This window comes from Anaeromyxobacter sp. SG66 (assembly GCF_022690805.1).
GTDB classification, from domain to species: Bacteria; Myxococcota; Myxococcia; order Myxococcales; family Anaeromyxobacteraceae; genus Anaeromyxobacter; species Anaeromyxobacter soli.
The window spans coordinates 131,233-156,098 of record NZ_JALCZC010000002.1; the positions used below are offsets into that span (position 1 = coordinate 131,233).

General features: G+C 71.8%; 19 protein-coding genes and 3 tRNA genes. 11 read left to right on the top strand and 11 right to left on the bottom strand.

The genetic code is table 11. The features are described 5' to 3' along the window. Nucleotides 1-240 precede the first annotated feature (240 nt). The 4 genes from MNZ39_RS01310 to MNZ39_RS01325 are packed head-to-tail and all read right to left on the bottom strand — an operon-like array spanning nt 241 to nt 4,413. Nucleotides 241-1,863, bottom strand: a complete 1,623-nt coding sequence (locus MNZ39_RS01310; protein ID WP_242333367.1) for a nuclease-related domain-containing DEAD/DEAH box helicase — start codon at nt 1,861-1,863, stop codon at nt 241-243. After that, nucleotides 1,863-2,843, bottom strand: a complete 981-nt coding sequence (locus MNZ39_RS01315; protein ID WP_242333369.1) for a YafY family protein — start codon at nt 2,841-2,843, stop codon at nt 1,863-1,865. The genes MNZ39_RS01310 and MNZ39_RS01315 overlap by 1 nt, the downstream gene beginning before the upstream one ends. Then, nucleotides 2,840-3,826, bottom strand: a complete 987-nt coding sequence (locus tag MNZ39_RS01320; RefSeq protein ID WP_242333371.1) for a YafY family protein — start codon at nt 3,824-3,826, stop codon at nt 2,840-2,842. The genes MNZ39_RS01315 and MNZ39_RS01320 overlap by 4 nt, the downstream gene beginning before the upstream one ends. A gap of 41 nt (nt 3,827-3,867) precedes the next feature. After that, nucleotides 3,868-4,413: a YafY family protein gene (locus tag MNZ39_RS01325; protein ID WP_242333373.1), complete on the bottom strand. Its 546-nt coding sequence runs from the start codon at nt 4,411-4,413 to the stop codon at nt 3,868-3,870. 1,708 nt (nt 4,414-6,121) lie between these two features. Between MNZ39_RS01325 and MNZ39_RS01330 the strand changes: the two genes are divergently transcribed. The 4 genes from MNZ39_RS01330 (at nt 6,122) to MNZ39_RS01345 (ending at nt 9,256) form a co-directional block, all read left to right on the top strand. After that, nucleotides 6,122-7,051, top strand: a complete 930-nt coding sequence (locus MNZ39_RS01330) for a metallophosphoesterase (protein ID WP_242333375.1) — start codon at nt 6,122-6,124, stop codon at nt 7,049-7,051. Between the two features lie 54 nt (nt 7,052-7,105). Continuing rightward, nucleotides 7,106-7,510: a YbjN domain-containing protein gene (locus MNZ39_RS01335; protein WP_242333377.1), complete on the top strand. Its 405-nt coding sequence runs from the start codon at nt 7,106-7,108 to the stop codon at nt 7,508-7,510. Nucleotides 7,511-7,541: 31 nt separating this feature from the next. After that, nucleotides 7,542-8,963, top strand: a complete 1,422-nt coding sequence (locus MNZ39_RS01340) for a VWA domain-containing protein (RefSeq protein WP_242333379.1) — start codon at nt 7,542-7,544, stop codon at nt 8,961-8,963. A gap of 83 nt (nt 8,964-9,046) precedes the next feature. Next, nucleotides 9,047-9,256: a hypothetical protein gene (locus MNZ39_RS01345; RefSeq protein ID WP_242333381.1), complete on the top strand. Its 210-nt coding sequence runs from the start codon at nt 9,047-9,049 to the stop codon at nt 9,254-9,256. Here MNZ39_RS01345 and MNZ39_RS01350 read toward each other — a convergent pair whose 3' ends face one another. The 3 genes from MNZ39_RS01350 to MNZ39_RS01360 form a co-directional block, all read right to left on the bottom strand. After that, entirely contained in the window at nt 9,257-12,607 is a 3,351-nt protein-coding gene (locus MNZ39_RS01350) for an exodeoxyribonuclease V subunit beta (RefSeq protein ID WP_242333382.1), read from the bottom strand. After that, nucleotides 12,604-15,768 (bottom strand): PD-(D/E)XK nuclease family protein, encoded by a 3,165-nt coding sequence (locus tag MNZ39_RS01355; RefSeq protein ID WP_242333384.1) that lies wholly within the window; start codon nt 15,766-15,768, stop codon nt 12,604-12,606. The genes MNZ39_RS01350 and MNZ39_RS01355 overlap by 4 nt, the downstream gene beginning before the upstream one ends. Before the next feature lie 316 nt (nt 15,769-16,084). Beyond that, the gene (locus MNZ39_RS01360) at nt 16,085-16,531 is read right to left on the bottom strand and encodes a hypothetical protein (protein ID WP_242333386.1); all 447 of its coding nucleotides are present in this window, start codon (nt 16,529-16,531) and stop codon (nt 16,085-16,087) included. 1,278 nt (nt 16,532-17,809) lie between these two features. Between MNZ39_RS01360 and MNZ39_RS01365 the strand changes: the two genes are divergently transcribed. The 3 genes from MNZ39_RS01365 to MNZ39_RS01375 all read left to right on the top strand — a co-directional run bounded on the left by MNZ39_RS01365 (nt 17,810) and on the right by MNZ39_RS01375 (nt 19,724). Continuing rightward, nucleotides 17,810-18,151 carry a hypothetical protein gene (locus MNZ39_RS01365; protein WP_242333388.1) on the top strand — a complete coding sequence of 114 codons (342 nt, stop codon included), beginning with the start codon at nt 17,810-17,812 and terminating at the stop codon, nt 18,149-18,151. Then, nucleotides 18,141-18,542, top strand: coding sequence for a helix-turn-helix domain-containing protein (locus MNZ39_RS01370; RefSeq protein ID WP_242333389.1), 402 nt, complete (start codon nt 18,141-18,143; stop codon nt 18,540-18,542). The genes MNZ39_RS01365 and MNZ39_RS01370 overlap by 11 nt, the downstream gene beginning before the upstream one ends. 87 nt (nt 18,543-18,629) lie before the next feature. Next, nucleotides 18,630-19,724, top strand: coding sequence for a site-specific integrase (locus MNZ39_RS01375; RefSeq protein WP_242333391.1), 1,095 nt, complete (start codon nt 18,630-18,632; stop codon nt 19,722-19,724). Nucleotides 19,725-19,844: 120 nt separating this feature from the next. Here the strand turns inward: MNZ39_RS01375 and MNZ39_RS01380 are convergent. The 4 genes from MNZ39_RS01380 to serS form a co-directional block, all read right to left on the bottom strand. Then, nucleotides 19,845-19,918, bottom strand: a tRNA-Arg gene (locus MNZ39_RS01380). Nucleotides 19,919-19,978: 60 nt separating this feature from the next. Then, a tRNA-Ser gene (locus MNZ39_RS01385) sits at nt 19,979-20,070 on the bottom strand. A 21-nt stretch (nt 20,071-20,091) separates the two neighbouring features. Next, nucleotides 20,092-20,181: transfer RNA gene (locus MNZ39_RS01390), tRNA-Ser, on the bottom strand. A gap of 251 nt (nt 20,182-20,432) precedes the next feature. After that, nucleotides 20,433-21,740 carry a serine--tRNA ligase gene (serS, locus tag MNZ39_RS01395; protein ID WP_242333393.1) on the bottom strand — a complete coding sequence of 436 codons (1,308 nt, stop codon included), beginning with the start codon at nt 21,738-21,740 and terminating at the stop codon, nt 20,433-20,435. A gap of 107 nt (nt 21,741-21,847) precedes the next feature. Between serS and MNZ39_RS01400 the strand changes: the two genes are divergently transcribed. From MNZ39_RS01400 to MNZ39_RS01415, 4 genes are all read left to right on the top strand, one after another. Further along, the gene (locus MNZ39_RS01400) at nt 21,848-22,489 is read left to right on the top strand and encodes an RNA polymerase sigma factor (RefSeq protein ID WP_242333395.1); all 642 of its coding nucleotides are present in this window, start codon (nt 21,848-21,850) and stop codon (nt 22,487-22,489) included. Beyond that, nucleotides 22,486-23,115 carry a zf-HC2 domain-containing protein gene (locus MNZ39_RS01405; protein ID WP_242333397.1) on the top strand — a complete coding sequence of 210 codons (630 nt, stop codon included), beginning with the start codon at nt 22,486-22,488 and terminating at the stop codon, nt 23,113-23,115. The genes MNZ39_RS01400 and MNZ39_RS01405 overlap by 4 nt, the downstream gene beginning before the upstream one ends. Nucleotides 23,116-23,164: 49 nt before the next feature. Beyond that, nucleotides 23,165-23,902: a hypothetical protein gene (locus tag MNZ39_RS01410; protein ID WP_242333399.1), complete on the top strand. Its 738-nt coding sequence runs from the start codon at nt 23,165-23,167 to the stop codon at nt 23,900-23,902. 215 nt (nt 23,903-24,117) lie between these two features. Then, on the top strand, nt 24,118-24,795 hold the full coding sequence (locus MNZ39_RS01415) for a hypothetical protein (protein ID WP_242333400.1): 678 nt from the start codon (nt 24,118-24,120) through the stop codon (nt 24,793-24,795). Nucleotides 24,796-24,866 lie beyond the last annotated feature (71 nt).

Here is a 24,866-nt window from a genome sequence, read left to right on the forward strand (position 1 = left end):
CCCACGGTACACGAGCGGCGGACACGCGTAGTACGCGGTCGCGGGCTCACGTTCCGGGCGGGCCGTGGCGCGGCAAAGTGCGTCAGGGGTTCCGCGTGCCGGTCTCCGAGGCGGCGGACGGTCCCCGCTGCGGCCGCGACGCGATGCCGCTGGTGCCGCGGGATTCGTCGGGCTGCGGCCGTCGCCCGTCGGAAGGTGAGGCGAGTAAGTGGCGCTCGGAAGAGTGGTGCTCGCGGCCACTCAGCCCCGGATCGCCTCGACCTGGACCCGAGTCCCCGCCAACCTTGCGCACACCATCGCTCGCGTGAGCGCGACGTACATCCTCACGCCGAGCTGCTTCAGCTCGGTGCCGGGCGCGGGCAGGTCGGTCACGATGACCGCCGGCCGCTCGAGGCCCTTCCAACGCAGGAACGAGTCCGCGACAAGCTTCTCCGACGCGTCCGGCGCGTCGGCGCGGACGAACTCGTGCCGGCCGATCTTCTCGCGCATGAAGATGGCGTCCTTCGCCGTCTGCCCGCGGAGGGAGACGATTCCGATGTCGCCCGGCGAGAGCCCCTCCGAGAGCATCCGGTCCACCTCGGCGCCGATCTTGTCCGCGACCGCGGTTGGGCTCGGGCTCTCGACGGCCCCGAGCACGCGCTCGTCCCACGCGGCCTTCAGCGCGGCGCTGTCGAAGGACTCGCCGAGCCATCGGCTCGCGAACGCCTGGATCCCCGGCGGACAGCGCTTCCCCGCGCGAAGCTTGTAGCGCGTCGCACCTGCGAACACGTCGGCCGGCGGCGTCCGCTCCGGCCAGAACGCCTGCCCCGGATCGTGGAAGGCCCAGAGGCGCTTCCCGGCCGGCGTGAGCGCGGACACGAGGAGCCACGCTTCCTCCTGAAGGTCCTGCGCCTCGTCGACGAGCACCGAATCCCAGTCGGGCGTCGCCCGATCGCCGGCAGCGAGGAGCGTCTCGCGCCAGTGCGCGCTGTCGGTGCTGTCGGCGGGCGCCGTCGTCGCGCCGGCATCGTGCACGGTCGACCAGGCGAACTCGCTCACCGTATGGACCTCGACCCCGGTCCCGGCGAGCCGCCGCTGCAGCCAGCGCTGGAGCGGCCTCGTGAAGCACAGGAGGAGCACGCGCCGGCCGGCGGCGGCCTCGCGACGGGCGGCCTCGGCGGCGAGGAGCGTCTTGCCGGAGCCGGCGCCGCCCTGGACCAGGACGCGCTCGTTCTCCGCGAGCCCGTCGAGCACGTCGAGCTGCGCCTCAGTGAGCGCGAACCGATCCTCGCCCAGCGCGTTCGCGCGCATCCCGAGGGTGAGCGCTGGGACCCACGTCTCGCCCCAAAAGTCGTGGATGCGATCGATCCACGACCCGACCTCGTCGACGCGGGGCGCGATCGCGCGCTCGAACAGCGTCGGGAGGGCCTCGCCGATCCACGGGAGCTGCGCCTTCCCGACGACCACGCCCGCGAGCATGTCCTCCCCGGGAGGTCGCTCGAACTCCGTATCCGGGAAGCACACCGCGGCGCCGATCGCCGGTGCCTGGCACGAGTGGGCCGCGAGCCGCCGCTGCAGGAGCTTCACGAACCCGAGCGCCTGGTGGAGCGGGGGCTTGTCCAGCGGCTGGCTCCGGCTGAACCACCGCCCGTCATGGACGGTAATATCGCCGCCCTTCACCTCGAGGACGAGCACACCGCGACGGGGATCCGCGACGACGAAATCGCCCTCGCCGAGCCAGGAAGAGCCATCCCTGAGCCGCAAGGAGTGCCACGCCGTCCAGCCCTTGGGCAGCCCCGTCCGCAGCGCCTTCCACACCGCGGCCTCCGCGTACGAGGAGCCGGGGCGCGGCGCCTCGCGCGGCCAAAGTCCTTGCACCGCCATCAGGCGCCGACCTTCGCAGGGACCGCCGAGTACGTGGACCGGAGCTCCTCCACGTGCGCGAGGAACGCGTCACGCACGTCCGCCGGCTCGACGACCTCCGCCTCGCCGCCAAATCCGAGGACCCAGCCGTACAGGTACGGTCCGGGCGTGAGCTTCGCGGTAACGACCACGCTGCCGTCGGGCTGCGGCTCCGCTCGCCAGCGCTCGGCCGCGAGCTTCGCGGCGACGCCGCGGAACCGGACCTTCACTGCTCGCTCCGTCCCCGACTCGAAGTAGAGCCGTCCCTTCGCATACCGCTCCGCGGGCGGTCCCTGGTGTCGCCCGAACACGCGGTCCCCGAGCACGACCGACACGACGCGGTCGAGCCGGTAGAGGTGCTCCTCCTGCTTCTCGACGTTCCAGGCGGCGAGATACCAGTGCCCTTCCTGGGCGAACAGGAGTCGCGGCTCGAGCGCCTTCCGCGTGGCGTCCGCGGTCGCGGTCGCGCGGTACTCCATGGTTACCTCGACGCGCCGGTCGATCGCCTCCTGGAGCGCGTCGGCCCACTCCCCGGGCGGCGACACCTGGAAGTCCGTCGCGCGCGCGAGCTCGTCGGCGCTGCCGCGCAGGTACGCCGGGATCGCCTGGCGCAGCTTGCGGCTGGCGGATCTCACCGCCGGTCCGCCGTCTCGCTCGAACGGGCGCAGCGCCGCGAGCAGCGCGGCGCCCTCGCGCAGCGCGAACCCGGGCGGCTCCACGAGCTGCATCGTGAGGGAGGCGTGGATACGATCGTTCTCGATCTCGAGCAGCAGCTCGTGTTCCGGGAACGCGGGTGCGAGGCTGAGCCCGTCGAGCGCCTCGAGGTCCTTCCGCACCTGGTCGACGGTGGTGCCCGTGAGCCGCGCGGCGGCGTCGAGGGTGAGCCCGCGCTCGCCGGCCTTCCAGGCCGCCGGGATGAGCACGAGCAATCGCCGCGTCCGCGCGAGGGCGTTGTCGCTCACGGCGCACCTCCGATCGCGCCGAGCATCTCCCGCGCGCGGTCGCGCGCGCGTGCGGGCTCGAGCACCTCGGCCTCGGCACCCCACGCCAGGCACTGACGCACGAGGCCGTCCACGTCGCGCACGACGAACCGAGCCACGCGAGCGTTGTCTGCCTGGGTCGAGAGTCGAGCGCTGGGGACGAGCCGGGGCGCGATCTTGGCGAGCGATCCCGTGAACCGGACCGCCGCCTCCAGCGGCTCGTGCGCGAGATAGTCCCACGGCTCCTGCCGCGACCACCGCCGCACGTCGAAATCGTCCGGCGGCCGGACGTAGCCAGCGCGCGGCGCGCTCTTCATCCCCCGCACGCGGCGCAGGTAGAAGACGCGGACCGCCTTCCGGGCGTGGCAGTAGGCGACCAGCATCCACTCGCCGCGACGCCACGCGTACCCGTACGGCGACACGTCGCGCTCGGTGAGCTCGTCTCGCGCGGGCACCCAGTACGAGAGGTGAAGCGCGCGCTGATCCTCGATCGCGTCCTGCACTGCGGTGAGCCAGCTCCGCAGCTTCGCCGGCGCTGCACCGTCGCGTCCGCGCGCGAGGTCGGACGCGCGGGGCGGCTTCCAACCCCCGCCGACCACCAGCTTGCGGAGCGCGGACTCCAGCTCGTCGTGGAGCGGGTGGTCGCCGTCCCGCAGCGACGCGCCGGCGGCGGTCGCGAGCACCGCGGCCTCGGCCGGCGTGAACGAGAGGCGCGGGAGATAGAAGGCGTTCGGCTCGACACGATAGGTGCCGTCGTCGTCCTCCGAGAACCGGAGCGGCACGCCGAGGCGCGCGAGGTCCCGCTTGTCGCGCGTCCACTTCTTCTCCTTCGATGCGTCGCTGCCGATGTAGTCGCGCGAGAACGCGGCGTACACCTGGTCGCGGGTGGCGGGGCCGTGGTGGAGGAACCACGCCGCGAGCTTGAGGAGGCGCCGCTCCGCGGCGCGCGCGTCGGGCTTCGGCATGTGCAGGCGCAGTGTACCCGACGGCCGATCCGCCCGCGCCTTCACGGCCACGCGGCGGGCGGCAGCGAGGCGTGCACCCACTCCGCTTCGGGACCCAGGGTCTTCACGAGGTCGGAGAGCACCTCGGGCCGACTCACGCGGACGTGGCAGGTGACGGTGCGTCCGGATCGTTCCGCGATCGCGCCGGGGAAGATCGCGGTCGCAGCCGAGGCGAGCGGCGCCGTGAGCCGTATCGAGGCGAGGTGCGCGACCGGGGCGCCGGGCGTGAGGTACTCGACCGACGCGAAGAAGGCCGCGTCGAAGCCGTACGTCGGCGGGGGCCGCGCGGGCCGGGTCGTGACGCGTGCGTCGAGGACACGGTCGAGCCGGAAGAGCCGCTCCGCGCGCCTGAGCCGGCAATGGACGAGCGCGTACCACCAGCCGTCCTGGAACGAGACCCCGCGCACCTCCACGTCGCGCGCCGTCGTCGCGCCGCCGGCGTCGCGGTACAGGATTCGTACGCGGCGGCTGTGTCGTATTCCGCGTGCGACCGTGAGCAGGACCGGGACCGGTGCCGCCGCGTTCGTTCCCTGCACGGCGCGTTTCACGGCAGCTCCGGAATCCGCGGGATCCGCATGTGCGAAGCATCCACCCGGGGCGGACACGGTCGGCGCGCCGCGGCGTTACGACGCGTAGCCTGCTCCCCGCGACTAAACGCGCGGAACGAACGCCCATGACATCGCTGGCCCGTATATGTCGAGCTCAATGCGATCAGAAAGTGCTGTGCACTGCGAGAGCGGTGCTCCGCTCGATTGCAGCGCGGCGGTCGCGTGTCCGGCGACTGGCTCTGCAAACGCGCTCTGAAATTACTCAGTCGAGCCACGCGCGCTGTCTTTCGACAAAACCGCCGTGGGCTTGCGTCGCCCGCGCCAACGTCCGTACGCCCTAATGGGAATAGCGCGTTTAGGGTGGATTGGCGGTGGTGGAGCTCGCATTCCGGCTTCGCGACACCGCTGACACAGTCCGCCGTACCGGCTCTCAGATGGCCCGATGCACCTCGGGTTCGAGCAGAACGGCCAGTCGCTGTCGCCGAAGTCCGACATGCCTTCTCCTCCGTGTGTCCCCGTCTCGAGAGCTTCTCCCGAATCTTCTCGGAAGCAAAACACCCGTCGAGGCGCATCCCTTCGGTGGGGTGGTGCTCGCCATCTCGCCTCCCAAACGACTGCGGGCGGACGTAGTCAGGCACGCTCGTACTGATCGGGAGCGCTCGGAAAAGCTGAGCCAAATTGGATTCACCCGTTTCGTGAACGGCGAGATGTCGCGGTCGCATCCTCCGGTCACCTGGTAGCGTTCGAACCCTCGGAGGAGATGCCGATGGCTGGCAATACCGACAGAGGTGCTGCGGCGCGGAAGGCGTGGGAAACACGACGCCGGAACAGTCGAACAACCCTCAAACCCGGACAGACGCTCGAAACAGCCCTGCTGAGCCCTGTCGTTGAAGGGCACGTCCGTGGGTGGGTAAAGGGGGACTCTGTCGTGTGGCGGCTGGACGACCCTGAGCGCGCGAGGCGATTGCTCGGCCGCGGAGTGGTAGCTCGAACGAGCATAGAGAGAGGCCGATTTCGTGAAGTAGGTCTTGTCGCGCGATCGGCTGGAACTCTCCTGCTTCCTTCGCGCCTACACACCGAAAGCGCTGCACCTGACCAGGCGCTCGCAGGCGCCCAAGCCATCCCGATCGCCGAGAAACCGTCTGCACCACAGACGTCAGCTGCTGCCTGGGCAGAACTGTGTGAGTGGCTGCGGGCAGTCTTGCCCGAAGCTGTCGCGCGCGGAGAGTTCGTCGTCATCGAGCGCGGTGGCTGGGAGCCTCACCCAGAGCCGTTCGCGTTCGCGATGTGCGCACCAGGGCCCCGTGGCTGGATGTCTCACGTCGAGGCGGCGCCACCGCCTGGTGAGGGTAGCCTATGGCCGCGAGTGAGCCAGCGTGATCAGAAGGGACAAACCGTCTCCGCGCCGGCAAGCATCGAGAATCTGCGGGGAGCGGCGGCTCTGCTCGTTGACGCCGTTGCACACTGGGCGGCGTCGCCGCTGGACATCGCCGTAACGTTCGGCACCTCTCCGCATGGTCCGTTTAGCGCGTCGAGCGGGAACGCGGCGAGGTCTTAGCCTCTCCAGGCCGGCTGTTGGCGTTTCTTACGCCCTTGCAGCATTCGGGATGGCACGGAGAGGCGACATCGGACCGAGGTCCACAGGTTCGTCGGCGAGATCGGGCCGTGCGACAACCTCGACCCGTACTCGCTGTGACCCGAGCACGACATGAATTACGACGTCATCGGCGACGTGCACGGCCACGCGGACGCGCTCGTCGCGTTGCTTCGGAAGCTCGGGTACCGCGAGCACGCCGGAGCGTGGCGCCATCCGGACCGGACCGGCGCCTTCGTCGGTGACTTCGTGGATGTCGGTCCGCAGCAGCTCGAGACTGTCGACATCATCCGCGGCATGGTGGACGCAGGCTTCGCGGTCGCCGTGATGGGCAACCACGAGCTGAACGCGATCGCGTGGGCGTTGGGCTACCGGGAACGTAACGACAAGAACCGCGCGCAGCACGCCGCGTTCCTCGCTGCGGTCGACGGACAGCCCGCGCTCCACCGCGAGCTCGTGGACTGGTTCCTGGACCTCCCGCTCTGGCTCGAGCTGCCCGAGTTGCGCGTCGTGCACGCGTGCTGGCACGAGCGCTTCCTGCGCTGGCTCGCGCCGCAGCTCCGGGAAGGGCAAACGCTCCCCGGAGATTTGCTCGCCGAGGCAACGATCGAGCCCGCGGAGCTCGCGGAGAAGGACACGCCGGAGCCGAGCGTCTTCAAGGCCGTCGAGGCGCTCGCGAAGGGGCTCGAGGTCCCGATGCCTGAGGGCCGCACGTTCCTCGACAAGCGCGGACAGCGGCGTGACCGCGTGCGCGTGAGCTGGTGGGACGCGGCGCGGACCACCTACCGTAGAGCGGCGCTGCTCGGACCCGCCGAGGCCGGGCAGCTCCCGGACACGCCCATCCCTGCGCACGCGTTTCTCGGGTACGACGACCCGAAGCCCGTCTTCATCGGCCATTACTGGCGCCGGGGCGTCCCAACACCACTCGCGCCGCGCGTCGCGTGCGTCGACTACAGCGTTGCCCTCGGAGGTCCGCTGTGCGCGTACCGGTTCGACGGCGAGCCGGAGCTCGTGCCGGAGCGGTTCGTGACGGTGGATCGCTGACGCGCGCCGTCCCATGTCCGTCCCCGTGCGACGCTTTGGAGCACGGAGGGACGGATGAGCGTGAACGAACGGTGGGTCGAGCTGCTCGCGAACGAGGGATACCGGCCGAAGGTGCAGGACGACGACGCCACGGTCGTCGAGTTCAAGGCCGAGCGGCTGAGATACCGGATCCTCCTGGAGGAGAATGATCCCGAGTTCGTCGGGGTCGTGCTCGACTACTCGGTCGAGTCCGGGCACGAGTTCCAGAAGCTCCTCGCGGTGGCGAACCACCTGAACGCGTCGATGAAGGTCGTGAAGACCGTCGTGCACCCCGACGGGGACGCGGTGCGCTTCTGCTACGAGGCGATCGTGAAGACCGCGCTCGAGCCGGGGCTGCTCGATCGCGCGCTCGCGTACCTGCGGAACACGTCGGATCAGTTCTTCGAGGAGGTCCGGAAGGAGCCGGTGGTGAGGGCCTGAGCGTGTCCGTCCCCCTCGTAACCTCGTGCACATGAAAACGACCGCCCGCCTCACCCACGAGAAGATCCGGTTCGACGAATCGAAGGACCTGCACCTCCTGCTGGAGCTCCAGGCGCCCGCCGTCGACTGGCAGTCGCGCCGGCCTCCCGTCTGCGTGCTGCCGGTCGTCGACGTGTCTGGGTCGATGCAGGGCGCGAAGCTCGCGTACGCGAAGCAGTCGGTCACGAAGCTCGTGGACCACCTCGCGCCCGGCGACTTCTGCGGCCTCGTCGTCTTCACGACCGAGGTGACGGTCGTCGCGCCGCCGGTCGAGATGACCGTCGCGCGGAAGGCGGAGCTGAAGGCACGCATCGTTGAGCTCCACGCGCAGGCGCAGACGAACCTCGCCGGCGGGATGCTCACAGGCCTCGAGCTCGTGAACGACCCGCGCATCCCGGAGGCGCTCCCACGACGCGTCATCCTCTTCACCGATGGTCTCGCGAACACGGGGCCCGCCACCGCGCACGGCGACGTCCTGCGCCTGCTCGAGGCGAACCTCGGGAAGGCGACCGTCTCCGCGTTCGGCTACGGCGAGGACGCCGACCACGAGCTCCTGCGCGACCTCTCCACGAAGGGGAAGGGGAACTACGCGCTCGTGCGGAACCCGGAGGACGCGCTGTCCGCATTCGCCCGCGAGCTCGGAGGGCTGCTCTCCACGTACGCGCGCGACCTCGAGCTCGTGGTGCGGCCCGCGCCCGGCGCGTCGCTCACCGACGTCGTTTCCGACGTGGACTCGACGCCGGTGGACGGCGGAGGCGTGCGCATCAAATTGCCCGACCTCCTGGGCGAGGAGCTGCGCCAGATCGTCCTCGGGGTACACCTCGACCGGCGCGACGCGCCTGGCGCGATGCGCGTCGTCGAGGTGAGCGGACGGTACACGCTCGTCGCCGTGGACACGCTCCGCTCGCGTGCGGAAACGTTCGAGCTCGCGGTGGACGTTCGCCGGGTGCCCGCGGGCGAGGAGCAGGTGGAGCCCACGCGCGACGTGGACGAGGCGGTCGCCGCCGCGCAGCTCGTGCGCGCACAGATCCAGGCCGAGGAGCGCGCCGCGCGTGGCGACTACGCTGGCGCCCAGCAGGTGGTCGGCGTGTTCTGCCAGGAGGCGATCGCCCGTGGGCACCAGGTGCTCGCGGACGCGTCGGAGCAGGTGCTCCACGATATCGCCGACTCGGCCGCGTTCGCGCGCAGCACCTCCACGCGCGCCAGCATGCGGAAGGGGTTCACGCGCGCGTCGGCGGGCATGGTCGCGCCGGAGGTGGAGGCGCTCCTCGAGCGGAGCGGTCGCAGGACGAAGAGCTCATCGCAGCGCGCGATGGAGGACGCGTTCGGCGCGCCGAAGCCGGGCGACGCGGACACGACGCGGCGCGCGACCAGCTCGCGGCCGTCGCTCACGAGAAAGCGCTCGAGGTCGTAGGCGGGGGAAGGGCAGGCCCGGCGCGTCGCGGGGGGCGGCGCGCCGGGCCATGCCTCTCCGTAGCAGGGGGAGGGGGCGATCCAATGGCATCCGGTTACCGACCGGGGCCCTTCGGGATCATCCTGATGCTGTGGGGGGTCCTGGTGCTCGCGGCGGAGTGCGGCAAGTGCACTCCCGCCCGGAGGAGGGCTCGAGTGGCGGCGCCCACGCCGGACGCGCAGCAGCATCGCGATCCCGGCGTACCGCGGCGTGAACGGCCGAAGCGCGAGGTGCCGGGCGAGGTGCAGCTGTGACTACGCCCAATGGATCGTGCCGGTCGCGGTGAACAGCAACCCGCCCTTTACCTCGCGCGCGACACCGAGCTCCTTCAGGATCCGCCCGTAGCTCCGGACCTGCTCGACGTACGCGGGGTGCGTCTCGTACACGTCGCCTTCCGGCGGCGCGTCGGTCTTGAAATCGATCACCGTGACGACGCCGTCCGCAGCGGCGGCGAGCAGGTCCACGTAGCCGGTGAGCAGCTTGCCTTCGCTGGCGAACGCGACGGGATACTCGAGCTGGAGATCCGCCCCCGGCGCACGGCGCAGGCCGGCGTCGGTGAGGGCCTGCAGGGCGCGCGCGACGTCCTCGGCGGCGTCGGTCGCGTACTCGTCGAGCGAAGTCAGGCGCGCGGCGCGCGCGACCGCCTCCGCCGGAGACAACGAGGGTTCGCGGAGTGCCGCGCCGATGGCGAGGTGAACGGTCTCACCGAACACCGCGCCGAAGCGGCCCGGGCGGTGGGCGCGGACGGCGCCGGCCTCCTCGTCGCGCTCCTCGACGATCCGGTGTGCCTCGCCCGATACCGCCGCGGGCGCGAAGCGCGGGCGCGCGGCGTCGGACGTCGTGGCCTCCCAGCGCGCCGACACGTCGTCGAACAGCGCGTCCGCGTCACCGGGCTCGCCGGGCTCGCCGGCGGGCTCGACCGCACCCCACTCCGGCGGCTCGGCGGGGTCGAACGGTGGGAGCACATCGAGCAGCTCCGGCGGCGCGCGCGCGGTGAGGGTCGTCTTCACGAACGCCCCGTCGCCCGGCGCGGCGACCGGCAGGACGAGGAGGTCGCGCGCGCGGGTCGTCGCGACATAGGCGAGCCGCCGCCGCTCGGCGGCGAGGTAGCGCTGCTCGCGCTCGGCGAGCCCGGCCTCGGCCGGCTCCTCCCACTCGAGCCCGTCGATCGCGAGCGTCCAGGCCGCGCCGTCGCGCTCCACCGCCCACGTGCGGCGCTGGTCGCGGCCGTCCCATCGCCGGCACGCGTCCCAGACGACGACGATCGGGAACTCGAGCCCCTTCGCCTGGTGGATCGTGAGGAACTGCACCGCCGCGCTCGCGACCGGCCGCGGTGGATCGAGCTGCACCGGCTCGAGCGCCCACTCGCGCACGCGCGCGGTCACGGCGTCGTAGTCGAGCCCCTCGGCGACCGCGATCGCGTCGAGCTGGTGGCAGAGCTCGCGCAGCCGCGCCAAGCGCTGGGCGCCGTTCGGCCCGAGCGCCACCACTCGCCCGAGGGCGGTCCGCTCGAGGAGGTCCCGCGCGGTCGCGCCGGGGCTTCGCTCGAGGCGCCGCCGTCGGAGCTCGACGACGAGCGCGCGCGCGGCGCGGATGCGCCGGATCGCCTCGTCCTCCGGCTCCTCCGCGCCGGGTGCCGACGCCGCGCGCTCGCGCGCGAGGTCGGCGAGCTCGAGCGCGAAGAGCGGCGGGCGCAGCAGCGCGGACTGGGCAACGCCGTCGTCGCGGTCGGCGATCGCGCGGAGCGCGAGCAGGAACCGGCGGTGGAGCGGATCGGAGAGGAACAGCACGCCGCCGCGCGCCGCGCACGGGATGGCCTGGCGGTCGAGCTCCTCGAAGAGCACGTCCGCGCCGTAGGTCGAGGCGGCGAGGATCGCGACGTCTCCGTAGCCAGCCGGGCGCGTCTCCCTGGTGACCGGATCGACGATCTCCCGGCGCTGCCCCTCGACCGTCCACCGGAGCCACGAGGCGAGCGCGCGCGCCTCATTCGCGCGGGTGACGTCCACCTTCTCCTTCTCACCCCGCTGGATCGGGAGCACCGCGACGCGCCCCGCAGCGGCGCCCGCGCGGCCCGCGAGGAGCGGCTCGTTCGCGACGGTGCCCTGCTCCTCGTTGAACACGGGCTTCCCGCCCTCGGTCGTCCCGAGGATCTCGTCGAAGCGATGGTTCACGAACGACACGATCCCGGGCAGGCAGCGGAAGTTCGCCGACAGCGAGACCTTCTCGCAGGGTCCCCGCTCCACGATCGCGCGGACGGCGGCGTACGTCGCGACATCCGCGCGGCGAAACCGGTAGATCGACTGCTTCGGGTCGCCGACGAGCGTGAGCCTCCCGGGCGCGACGACCACCTCGTCCCACGCCTTCGCGCGCGCGCCGTCCTCCGCCAGGAAGAGCACGACCTCCGCCTGCAGCGGGTCGGTGTCCTGGAACTCGTCCACGAAGAGGTGGTCGAAGAGCGCCTGCGCCTCGCGCCGGACGTCCATGTCGTCCCGGAGCAGGTCCCGGAGCTTCAGAAGTAGGTCGAGCTGGTCGACGGCGCGCCGTCGCGCCTTCACCTTCTCGTACGCGGCGAGCACTGCGGGCCGCGCCGCGACGAGGCGCCCGGCGAGCCAGCGATGGAGCGGGCCGACGAGGTCGTCCCGGAGTGGAGAATCGCGGACCGGCGTCTTCCGCTCGTCGCCGTCGAACGCCTTCCAGGCGTCCCAGCCCTCGGGATCGTCCACGAGCTCGACGCTCTTCCGCATCGAGTCGGGGTGGCGCAGCGCGCGCCCGAGCTCGCGCACGATCACTGCCGGATCGCCCTCCTCGAGGAGCGGCTGCATGGCGCGTGCGGCGTCGCGGAACCAGCGGGAGCCCGCGCCGCCCCCCTTCACCGGTTTCGCCAGCCGCAGGAACTCGTCGGCGTAGCGGCGGAACGCGGCGAGGTTCGCCTTCGGGGGTGGCGCCAACGCGGGGGTGACGTCCCGGGACGAGATGAACGCGCCGAAGAGCGCCTCGAGGCCTTCCTTCTGCGACCACCCGAGGTCCTTGGTCTCGACGCGCAGGTGCGCCGTCAGCGCGGCGTCGATCGCCGCCGCCGCGACCTTCGCGTCGGCCGGCGCGCACCAGCCCGCGAGCTCGTCGCCGAGCGTGCCCGACTCCGAGGCCTGCAGGAGGAGCGTCACTGCCTCGTGGACGAGCTCCGACTCGTCCTCGACGATCTCCACCTCGGGCCCGATGCCAGCCTCCACCGGGCGCAGCCGGAGCAGCCGGTCGGCGAAGCCGTGGATCGTCCCCACGTGCGCGGTGTCGAGGGTCCCGAGCGCGGCCGCAAGCCTGCGGCGCCGCACCGTGGTCAGGTCCGGCGGCGCGAGCGCCGCGAGCAGCGCCTCGCGGATCCGGAAGCGCAGCTCACCCGCGGCCTTGCGGGTGAACGTGATGGCCGCGATGCGCGAGAGCTCGAGCGCGGCGCCGTCGTCGCGCGGTGCGACGAGCTCGACGAGGCGCGCGACAAGGATCGTGGTCTTGCCGGTGCCGGCGCCGGCGTCCACGAGCACGTTCGTGCCGCGCGCGCGGATCGCGAGGTCGCGCTGGTCCTGGTCGGGCGCGGGCGGGCGCGGTTTCATCGGATCTCCTCGGTCCCGAGCTTCAGGTCGCGGAACGCGGCCAGCGGTCCGTCCTCGTCCGCGAGCGCCTCGGCAGCCACCGCGGGTGCCTCGTCGCCACACGCCGGGGTGAACGGGCACCACTCGCAATCCTTCGGGACGGGCGTGGACGGGAACGACCGCGCCGCGAGCAGCCCCGCCGAGATCCGCAGCCACTCCTTCGTGGCGGTGACGAGCGCCTTCGCGTCCTCGCGGAACGCGCGCTCGGGGTGGCCGCGGCCGTCCGCGTACGCGTACGCTGCCTGGACCTTCTTCGGGATGCCCCAGCGGCCGGCGAGCTTCGCGACGACGAGGCTGTAGAGCCCGAGCTGCACGTCGCGCCCCGGCACCGGTCCCGCTTCGTCCTTCACGCGCGGGTGCGGCTTCCCGGTCTTGAGATCTCGCACGAGCGTGACGCCGCCCTCGATGTCGACCCGGTCGACGTAGCCGCGGACGTGGAGGACGAGCCCGTCGCCGAGGTCGAGCGCGACCGGCTCGCGCTCGCCGAACGGGAGCTCCACGCCGTGGAACGTGCGGCCCTCGCGGCCTTCCCAGTCGTAGCGGAGGAACGACCGCAGGTCCTCGCGGAGCCGCCGCAGCTCGCGCGCGCGCGGCCCCACGCCCGCGAGCGGGTGCTCGCGCAGGAGCTCCGCGAACGCCTCCTCCGCGATCGCATCCGACCTCTTCAGCCAGGTCCCGAGCGTCCGGTCGCCGGCGACGAAGGCGGCGCCGTGCTCGCGGTAGAAGCGCTCGGCGGCGAGGTGGAAGAGGCTCCCGTATGCGAGCGCGTCGAGCTCGCGGACGGAGGGCGCCGCGGCGGGCTCGTCCCAGCCGAGGATCCGCTGCTTCAGGAAGCGGCCGGGGCAGGAGAGCAGCGTCCCGAGCGCTGACGCGGAGATCGGCCGCGTCGGATCGATCCCCGGGACGCGCGGGAACGGCGCGGTGGGATCGCACTTGCCCTCGACGCGCCGCCGCGCGAGCGCAGCGAGGCGCGCGAGATCGACCGCCGCCTCGGCGCGCCAGCCGGGTGGGAACTCGCGCACACCGTCCGCGATCCGCGCGAGCCAGCGCGCGTCGCCGACCGGGAACGAGGCGCGCCAGCGCGCCGCGTCGGTGCGGGCCGGCGCGAAGGCGTCGCGCCGGATCGCCTCCAGGTCCGGGATCGTTCTCGTGCGCTCGCCGGTGGCGGCATTGGGGCGCCCGAGCGCGGCCGCGGCCTCGATGAACACCGAGGAGGGCTCGCGCTCGGTGCGCGAGAGGTCGGCGCGAGGCGCCGAGAGCACGACGCGTGAGGCGGCGAGGATCACGCGGTGGAGCGCCTGCAGCTCCGCGGTGACGCGCAGCGCGGGGCCGGGCAGGCCGAGGCGCGCACGGAGCGCGCCGGGCAGGACGGGATCCTCGCGCGGCGCCGGAGGCAGCGTGCCCTCGCAGAGCCCGACGACGCGAACGGCGTCGAACGCGAGCCCCGCCGCGCCGGCGATCGTCCCGACGTACACCGCGGGGTGGCCGAAGCGCGTCCCGCGCTCGCGAAGCGACGAAAGATGGTCCTGAACCAGCTCGAGCGCGTCGGGTCCGCGAAGCATGTCGCCGATTGCACCGGCGCACGCACCGGCGAGCGTGGCGTCGAGCCGTTCCGCGACCGAAATGCCTTCGCCTGGAGCGAGGAGCCAGTCGCGGAGGAACCCATGCAGCGCTTCCCAGACGTCGCGCAGAGGCCTGTCCTCGACGCGGGCCCGCGCGACCTCCACGAGTGCGAGGAGCGCCGGGCGGACCGCACGGAGATTCTCGAGGGCGCGCTCGAGCCGCCAGCGCTCGCGCTCCGCGGAATCCTCGTCCGTCCGCTCGCGCGCGAGCGCGTCCGTGAGCTCCGCCTCGCGCGCGGCCGCGCGGCTCGCCCACTCGAGCGCCCCCTCCGGGCGCGCGCCGTTGCCGCCGACGGTGCCGAGCGAGAACGCGAGCTCCATCGCCTCTCCGTGGGAGAGGTGACCCCGATCGCCCTCGCAGCGGAGCGACGGGAGCACGGCCGCCAACGAGGCAGCAGAGAGGTGGTCGTTGAGCGCGCGCAGCACCGCGAGCGCGCGTGCGCCGGCCGCGGTCGCTGTGACGGGGAGGCCGCCGGCGACGTGCACCGGCATGGCCCCGCCGCGCCACGGCAACGAGCCGAGCCGTGACGCGACGAGCGGCGAGAGCGGGTCGAGCGACGGGACGAGCACCGCGATGCGCTCCAGCGGCGTCCCGCGGTCCGCGATCTCTCTCGCCACCCAGTCCGCTGCCGCGTCGAGCTCCTCGTCGACGCCCGCGTGCTCCTCGAGGGCCACGGTGCCGTCGGGCGCGGCGCTGCGGCGTCGGGCGGGATCCGCGAGCGCATCCACGTCACCGAAGAGGTACCGCGCGAGCAGGCCTCGCTCCGAGCCGTCGTCGGCGGGCGGCTCCGCGCGCGCCAGCGCGTCTGCCGCGGTGTCGCCGTACAGCGCGCGGACCCGATTGACGAGCCCCGGCGGGCGCGGGCTCGACGCCTGCACGGCGAGCGTGAGCGAGGGGATGGAGCGGAGGAACGCGGCCTGGACCGCGCTCTCGTGACCGGTTACGACCGCGAGGACGGGCCCGCGATGCGGCCACGCCTTGGCAAGCAGGCGGGTCGCCTCGCGGTATACGCGCGCACGGGAGAAGCTCGACGGCCCCGCGGCGTCGAGGCGGCTCCACAGGAGCGCGAGGTCGCGCGCCCGCGGTTCGTCCGTCGGCAGATCGGACGGGCCGAGCCCGGCGGACTCGAGCTCGCCGATGGCGCGCGCGAGCGCGACGTCCCAGCCGCGCGTCCGCCGGACGAGCTCGAGGTCGAAGTAGTCGAGGGGGAGGTCTTCCGCGAGGAGGGTGACGAGGCGCGCGGGACGCAGCTCGTCCTCGCCGAGCGTGAGCGGCACCGAGCCTGCGTGGAGCACCTCGGACGCAGCGGTGAGCGGGCCCAGGAACCGGGTCCCCGCGAGAGCGCGCGCCGCGCCGGCGCGGACAAGCTCGCAGCGGAGCGCGTGAGCGTGGCGCTCCGACGGCACGATCACAGTTCGCTGCGGGAGGGCGCCTTCCGCAGGCGGCGCGGCCACGGCGCGGGCCCAGTCGGCGAGCGTCCAGAGGATCGGGTGCGACATCGGCGGGTCTCTCCCCCGGTGATTCTGGCCGGGAGACGGACACGGCCGTCCGGCCGTCGAGCCGGGCTCCCCCGAAGCAAGGAGAACGGTACCATGGAGCCGCAGATCAGCGGGCGGCCGCCCCCCTGGAAAACCCGTAGGCGTGCTCGGGAAGACGACCATGACGTGCGGGTCGCGTCAGTGGGCCGCCGCGCCGCACATCCCGATGAAGAGCAGGATGAGCCCGAGCGCGTACAGGAATCCCCACAGGTGAAACGGCTTGAGCTCCTGAGGTGTCATCGCGCTTCCCGATCGACGCGGGAGTCAGCGACCGCGCTCACGCCAGGTAAGGCAGTGTAGTGAGCGTCGCGTGCATCCAGCACAGCAACCTCGCGCAGGATTCCACTCGGGCGCGGGCCATAGTGAGTTCGGTGTGGAGGTCCGCGTACGCCTGCATCTCCTCCGCGTCCCCGCGGTCGAGCACCTCGCGAACGAAAGCTTCATCCTCGCGCGCCACTCCGAGCTCCGTCTCCAGAGCCTGCAGGAGACACGCGCGCATTGCAGGCGTCGCTTGTCTGAACTCGACTAGCGCATCCGCTTCGATGTCTGAATCCGAGACGGTCACCGGGACGGCGCGAGCCACCACGCAGGCGTGCTTGAGCCACGGCGCGGTCGAATCGAATGGCACGAAGTACCCTTCGCGCGTACCGAGCAGGAAGATGTGGTTGCCGCAGGAGCGGCACGACTTCTCGCGAATGAACGGCTGCCGTTCGACGAAGTGCATTGTGGTCCTCGCATGTCGGAGCATGGCTGGACCGTAGCAGGTGGCCCCCATGACCTCGTCAAGGCCCCAAAGTCATGGGCGGCACCCATCTTTCCTGCGGTCGCTGCGCGCCGACGAGCTTCGGGGACGTGGACCACCTACCGACTGCGTTCGGCTCGCTCCCGTTCTTTTTGAAGACGTTCCGACCGTATCCGTCGCGAACGTTCGCGAGGCGATCCCGGTTCCGGTGTTTCCGCCCATCCCGGCGGCGATGACGACGACGGTGGGATGACCGAGCGCGGCTTAGAGCTCGGGGCGCAGGGCATTAGCCGACTAGCGTATTGGCCACGGAGTCACTGGGCGAGCGGCGCACGGAACGCGCACCTTTCGCCGGCGCGGCACACGCGTCGAGAGCGGACGCGTCCGTGTCGATTGCGAGCAGCTCGGCGCGGGGCCCGGCTCTGTGATGCGGCGTAGCGACTGCAGCCCGGCCCCGCCGATCCCGACGACCTCCACCAACATCCCGCGATGGTACTCCGCTCACCGACACGAGCTGTCGTGCGGTGGCGGTTACAGTCACTGCCTACCCCGCGTAGGCGCCCGGCGGGGATCTTCCGCGACGCGCGATTCCACCGTCTCGCCGAGTGCTTCACCGCCGCTCCGGTGCTTTCAGCTGAGGAATCGTCGACTTGCCGCGTCCCGCCGCTCGCGGGCGCAACAGAGTTCCCCAAGAGAATTGCACCGGAAATGCGATTCTCACCTTCGCTGGCGTGATCCCTCGCAGCGAACAACGTTCTCCAGGCACGCACGAAGATCCCCGGTGATGGTCTCGTGATCGCGATGAAACTCGTGGCGTCGTCTGTGCGGTGGCGTCTCGTTGATCCGGGGATCTCTTCGCCGCGATAACTCGCGCGGGCGTGTCCCGGGCGTGCGAGAGCCCGGTGGGGAACGCCGTCCGGTGTTCCCCACCAGCGCGTTTCGGGATCTCCCAGCCGAATCCGACATCTAGCTTGGATTTCTCTCGGGCGCCGCTGTTGGGGATCTCGCACCGGCAGTGCGGGGGAACTCGAATCGTTCGATGGGGATCTCTGCTCAGCCCGTTTCGACGCGGTGCTGGAGTGCTCACGCACACCCTGGCCGTCCCCGTCCTCATGCGCCGAGAGTGGGCGAGCTCGCGCTGGGTGAGCTCGCCCATTGCCGTGTTCCGGAATCATGAACCGGCCCTATTGCTTTCCACGAACTCGACGCTTGAATGGATCAGGTGGCCATTGCGCCACCAAACACTCCAGGAGCACACTCATGAAGACGAAGGTGAAGGGCGCCGGGCCGATCAGTGTCGACGCGATCTTCGAGAAGTCCTCGAAGCAGCTCCGGCGCGCCGCGAAGGCGTGCCGCGTGAACAAGGGCGGGCTTGCCTGCGCCACGCTCGACTTCGCGGCGGCGGCGATCGACAACGCCGACGCGATCACGGCGGCGCTCGCGGAGCGCAGCAAGACGGTGCCGCGCACGCTGCATGGCATCGACGAGGTGGTCGTGGTCCAGCCCGCGAACCTGCTGGGCGAGCCGATCGCGGCGGACGCTCCGCGGCTCGCGGACGGCGGCGTCGACGGCGAGGAGGAGGGCTCGGACGATGTGGCCTAGCCTCACGACCGCGAAGAAGGACGCCGCCTGGTTCTGCCTGCCGTGCGCGTTCGAGCGCGATCGCGACTACAGGGCGCCGGCGGCGCCCGACGTGCACTGCTCGGCGTGCGGCGGGGTCGCGAACCCGTGCGAGCTTCTGCGGGTCGAGATGAAGGCGCTGCGCGGCGAGCTCACGGCGATGACTTCGGCGCGGACCGCCGACCAGGCGCGGCCCGCGAACGGCGAGGTCGACACGATGACCGCCGGCGAGGCGGTCACGTATCTCCGCCTGCCTTCCATCCGCGCGCTGTACCAGGCCGTCCGCCGCGGGCAGGTGCCGGTGCACCGTCTCGGGTCGCGGCGGATGCGTTTCTACCGGGCCGAGCTCGACGCCCTGCTCGCGCGTCGGTAGGCGGCTGGCGCGGGTCGCCGGGCGCCAGCACGGCCCGGCGACCCGCGGTAGAATCGCCACCGACGCCCGCCTGCCAAGGAGAAGCTCATGGGCGTCTTTCAGTACGAGAAGGACGGCCGAACGCTGTTCGGCCTCGATGCATGGATCAAGCTGCCCAACGGGCAGCTGAAGCGGGTGAGGACGAAGATCCCCACCCTTCAGCACGCGAAGATGCTCCTTGCGAAGCTCGAGATCGACGCGTTCGAGGGCCGCTGGTTCGACCGGCAGCTCGAGGCGAAGATCACGGTCGCGGACTGCTGGAAGGCCTGGGAGCCGATCACGCGCCGCGACAACGACAGCTGGCGGTCCGACGTCGATCGGGCGCGCCACCTCGTCGAGCACCTCGGTGAGCGACGTGCCGCGAAGCTCACGCGCAAGGACATCGAGGAGTACCGGGAGAAGCGCTTCAGGGAGCCCACCCGCCGCGGTGGACCTCCGGCCCCGGGCACCGTCGACCGCGAGATCGCGCTCCTGAAGCGCTGCATCTCGTACGCGGTCGAGTGCGGGACGCTCGTGCGGAACCCCATCGCCGGGGTGCCGCTCCTCAACGAGCCGAACACCCGTGACATGGTGCTGAAGCCCGTCATGCTCGAGCGGGTTTTGAAGGCGGCCCCGCCCGCCTTCGCCCCCGTCATCGAGTTCGACTACGAGACCGGGCTCCGCAAGACCGAGCTCCGCTTCCTGCGCTGGGAGCAGGTGGACCTGACGCTCGGGTGCATCCGCCTCTCGGCGAAGGAGACGAAGACGAACGAGGCACGCGTCGTCTACCTCACGAGCCGCGCGCTCGAGATCCTCCGGCAGAACCCGCGCCAGCTCCACTCACCGTACGTGTTCGTGAACCCGGACACCGGCCGGCCGTGGAGCGAGCACAACAAGATGCTCCGCCGCGCCTGCGCTCGCGCCGGCTACGCGGGCATCTGGTTCCACGACCTCCGCCGCTCGTTCGTCACGAACGCGCGCCGGAGCGGCGTGCCGGAGTCGGTCGTGATGAAGCTCTCGGGCCACAAGACCCGCTCCGTCTTCGACCGCTACAACATCGTCGACGAGGGGGACCTCAAGGCCGCCGTGGAGCGCATCGACGCGGCGCGTCGGGAGGGGGCCGTTCCGGCGCTTCGGGGCGAATTCTCCACCCGAAGGGACTAGACAAGAGCTGGCCAGAAAGCCAGCCGAAGGGGTCAACGCGGTGCGGCAGGAGGCGGTAAGAAGCTCCAAAAAAGCACGAGGCCTTGCGCGGTTGAGCACGCAAGGCCTCGGATTTACTAGCGGGCCCTAGAGGATTTGAACCTCTGGCCTTCGGATTCGTAGTCCGACGCTCTATCCAACTGAGCTAAGGGCCCTTGAAGCCTATTCGACTGTGCCGGCCGCGATGCGCTGGGCCGGGTTGCTGCACGACTGACTGGCGGAAAGGGAGGGATTCGAACCCTCGATACAGGTTACCCCGTATACTGGTTTAGCAAACCAGCGCCTTCGGCCTCTCGGCCACCTTTCCGAACCCTCGTTCTCCTTCACCTGGCGGAGGAGGAAGGATTCGAACCTTCGGAGGGCGTGAACCCTCTGCGGTTTTCAAGACCGCCGCCTTAAACCGCTCGGCCACTCCTCCGAATCCGTCCTCGTTCCGAAACCTTGCCAGCGGGCGCCTTCCGGCGCGCGCGAGCGGACGGCCCATATACGGCACCGGCGGGCGGGGATCAAGGGGAGAAGCACGGCGGCGGGTGGGAGGCGAGGGGAGGGGCTCGGGTCCCTCGATTTCGCGTAACGGCGGGCGGTTCGGAGGAGGGGTCCCTCGACTCCGCTCGGGCCTGCGGCCTCGCCACGCTCGGGACGAACGGAGGAGGGGAGGGCAGGCGCCCGCTACCTCTCCACCCCCCGCGGAAACGCCTGCGCCGCGATGTGCTCGAGCCCGCCCATGTACGGCCGGAGCGCCTCGGGCACCACGACCGTCCCGTCCACCTGCTGGTACTGCTCCAGGATCGCGACCACCGTCCGGCCGATGGCGACGCCCGAGCCGTTGAGCGTGTGCGCGAGCCGCGGCTTCCCGCCCTCGCCGCGGTAGCGCACGCGGATGCGGCGGGCCTGGAAGTCCTCGCAGTTCGACACCGAGCTGATCTCCCGGTACGCGTCCTGGCCCGGGCACCACACCTCGATGTCGTAGGTCTTCGCGGACGAGAAGCCCATGTCGCCCGCGCAGAGGAGCGACACGCGGTGGTGGAGGCCGAGGCGGCGCAGCACCTCGCAGGCGTCGTCCACCATCTTCTCGTGCTCGGCGTAGCTCTCCTCCGCCTTCGCGAACTTCACGAGCTCCACCTTGTGGAACTGGTGCTGGCGGATGAGGCCGCGGGTGTCGCGGCCGGCGGCGCCCGCCTCGGCGCGGAAGCACGGCGTCCAGGCGCAGTACGAGATGGGCAGCTGGTTCGCCTCGAAGATCTCCCCCCGGTGCATGTTCGTCACCGGGACCTCGGCGGTCGGGATGAGGTAGAGCGGCGACTCGCCCTGCGTCTTGAAGAGGTCCTCCTCGAACTTGGGGAGCTGCCCCGTGCCGGTCATCGTCTCGGCGGTCACGAGGTACGGCGGGAGGATCTCCGTGTACCCGCGGCTCGCGTGCACGTCGATGAAGAACGCGGCGAGCGCGCGCTCGAGGCGCGCGGCGGCGCCCTTGTAGATCGTGAAGCGCGAGCCGGAGAGCTTCGCGGCCTGCTGCCACTCGAGGATCCCGAGCGCCTCGCCGAGCTCCCAGTGCGGCCTCGGCGTGAAGTCGAGCTTCGCCTTCTCGCCCCAGGTCGAGACGACGCGGTTGTCGTGCTCGTCCTTCCCGTCCGGCACCGACTCGTGCGGCGGGTTCGGCACGAGCAGGAGGACCCGCTCGATCTCCGCCTCGACCTGCCCGAGCTCCTGCTCGGTCGCCTTCACCGCGTCGCCGAGCACGCGCAGCTCCGCGCGCGCCTTCTCCCCGGCGGCCTTGTCGGTCCGCATGAGCTCGCGGATCCGGCCGTTCGCGTCGCTCTGCTCCTTCTTCTGCTTCTCGAGCAGCACGTTGAGCTCGCGGCGGCGCGCGGCGAGCGGCTTCACGGGGGCGATCGCCTGGACGGCCGCCTCCCCGCGTCGGGCGAGCTTCCTCTCGAAGCTCTCGAAGTCCTGGGCGACGGCCCTGAGGTCGAGCATGGTGATCCTGTCTCGCCCCGAAAAGGAGCGTGAAATCGGCCGGTAGGAGTAGCTTTTAACTTCTGTGCGGGCAAGGGGTCTCATGAGCCGTGGCCCGCGCGAACGGCATGCCTGACGACGGAGACAGGACGCGACGACCGGCGTTCCGGGTGCTCCCCGGCGGCGCGGCGCGAGCGTCCCCGGGCGAGGGCGCTCCCGACGACGCGCTCCTCGCTGCGTTCCTCGTCGGCGACGACGACGCGTTCGGCGACCTGGTCCGCCGCCATGAGCGGCTCGTCCTCTCCATCGTGCGTCGCTACGCGCGCACGCCGGAGGACGCCCGCGACCTCGCGCAGCGCACCTTCCTGCGCGCCCTCGAGGCGGCGCGCCGCACGCTCCGCCGCGGCGAGCGCGAGGGCTTCGCCTTCCGCCGCTGGCTCGTGCGCATCGCCGTGAACCTCGCGAAGAACCACCTGCGCGACGAGCTGCGCCTCGGGCGCACCTCGCTCGAGGCGCTCGGGCCGAGCGAGGCCCACCCGGCCGTCGCGGTCGAGGCGCTCGAGGAGGCGGAGCGCGCCGCCGCGGTCCGGGCCGCCGTCGTCCGCCTGCCGCGCCGCATGCGCGAGGTCCTCACGCTGCGCGTGGACGCGGAGCTGCCGTTCGCCGAGATCGCCGACACGCTCGGCATCAGCGAGAACGCCGCGCGCGTGAGCTTCCACCACGCCACGCGAAAGCTGCGCGCCGCGCTCGCCCCGGAGGGCCAGCCATGAGCTCCGCGCCCGCCTGCAGCGAGTACGACGTGCTCCTCTCGCTCCACGCGGCGAACGCGCTGCGCGGCGAGGAGCGCGCCCGCCTCGAGGCGCACCTCGCGAGCTGCCCGGCCTGCCGCGACGACGTCGAGGCGAGCGCCGAGGTGCTCCGGCTCGCGCGGCTGCCGGAGCCCACCCCGGCCGAGCGGCGCGTCCTCGCCGACCTGCCGGAGCGCGCCGTCGAGGCCGTGCGCCAGGGCGAGCGGCGGCGCGGCGTCCTCCGGCGCATCGCGTTCGCGATGGGCGCGGTGGCGGCGCTCTCGCTCGTGCCGCTCCTGCCGTTCGTGACCGGGGAGCGGCGGCCGCAGCTCGGCGAGCTGCCGCGGGTGAGCGACGTCGCCGGCCACTCCGGCACGGCGGTCGAGCTGCGCGGCCCGGCGCTCGCGCTGGGCGGGGCCGCCGGCGACCGCGACCACCCCGAGCTCGCCTCCGCGTCCGTCGCGGGGGCGGGGCAGGCGACGGCCCAGGTCCAGGCGGCGTCGTGGCAGGAGCCGGATCCCGATGAGCTCTGGGAGGACAGCTCGGTCCTCCAGTCCCTCGCCGAGGGCGAGGAGACGACGTTCGCGGCGGAAGCCGCGGTGCAGTGAGGCACGGCCACCCCGGCCGCGGCCCGTTCGACAAGGAAGGGAGAGACGTATGAGGAAGCTCCTCATCGCGGCACTCGTGTTCCCGCTCGCCGCCTTCGCGCAGGCGGGGCAGCCGCAGAAGCAGCAGCAACCGCCGCCGAAGCCGGGCGGCGCGCAGCAGGCGCAGCCGCCGGGCCCGGGCCCTGGTGCCGGCCCGATGCGCGGGCAGGGGCGGGGCATGGGCATGGGCCAGCCCGATCCGGAGCGGATGGAGCGGCGCATGCGCGTCGCGCGCACCCTCGGGCTCGCCGAGGCGCTCGACCTCGAGCCGGCCGAGGCGGTGAAGCTCTCCGACCAGCTCGCCAGGTCCGACGAGAAGCGCCTCGCCGCGCACAAGCAGCTCATGGAGGCAAACCAGACCCTGCGCCGCGCGGCGTCGGGCGAGAAGGTCACCGCCGCCGAGGTCGATCAGGCCATCCAGCGGCTCTACGCCACCCGGGGCCAGCTCGAGTCGATCGATCGCGACGCGACGCAGGCGCTCGTGAAGGACCTCACCCCCGACAAGCGCGCCCGCGCGGTGCTCTTCCTCGAGCGCTTCCAGCGGCGATTCGGGCACGGCCCCGGCCCTGGCATGGGGATGGGCATGGGCGGCCGCGGCATGATGATGCGCGGTGGCGGCATGGGGATGCCCGGCATGGGCATGGGCGCCGGAGGGATGGGCGGCGGGATGGGGATGGGGATGATGGGCGGTGACTGCCCGAACCCGAACTGTCCGATGAGCGGGCCGGACGGAGACGACGACAACTAGCTTGCGGTCCGGAGTCTCCGCGCCCTCTTCCCGCGAGCAGCGGGGAGAGGGCGCTCGTGTCTGGGCAGCTTGGCGACGAACGCGAAAGACGCGGCAGCGGAAGGTGAGGCGGCGTCGTGTAGTGCGGCAGAGTGTCACACACCCACGCGATATCGCCCACCTCCGCCTCCATTGGAGAGTGCCAAGCATCCCCGCAGTTCGGAGCACTCCCTCGCATGCGCCTCGCCGCACTCGTCGTCCTCGCCGTCCCCTCCCTCTCTCTCGCCGCCGACCCCGCCATCATCCTGAGCCCGAGCGCCGGGGACCTCACCGAAGGCTCGCTCCAGGTGACCGTCCAGCTCTCGAAGGGCTTCTATGATCAGGTCCTCGTCCCGAACCCGCTCGCCGACGCGCAGCTCGCGGTCGTCGTGGACGGCTGCAGCACGCAGACGTTCTCGATCCAGAACGCGGCCGACGTGACGCCCGTCGCGAGGAACGCGCAGGGCAAGCCCGTCGGCGGCTGGCTCTGGAACGTCAACGCGGACCTGTCCGGCTGCAACTGCACGACGGGCAACGTCCGGACGCACCACTGCGACGGCTGCGGCCGCTCGTTCGACACCTGCAGCGGCGGCTCCGCGGCGTGTGCGCCGAAGAACGTCACGCTCGTGCTCACCGCCACGAACAAGCCGGGCAACTCCGCCTGCACCTCGTCCTCCTACGAGGGCCAGCTCGTGTGCAGCGTGGTGGGCGTGACGCTGCAGCCTGTCGAGGGCGCCAGCAGCGAGCAGTGGGTGCCCGCCAACTTCTGGGACACGACGAGCGGCACCCCGGTGTGCATCTCCCGCTCGAACAGCGGCATCCGCGGCCCCGCCTGCAAGCCGGTCGAGAATCAGGGCGGGAACGCCTGCCAGTAGGCGCCACGGCGCCGTCTTTGGGGGAGCCCCGTCCGTAAGGCGGGGCTCTCGCCTTTGGCGGCCGGGACGAG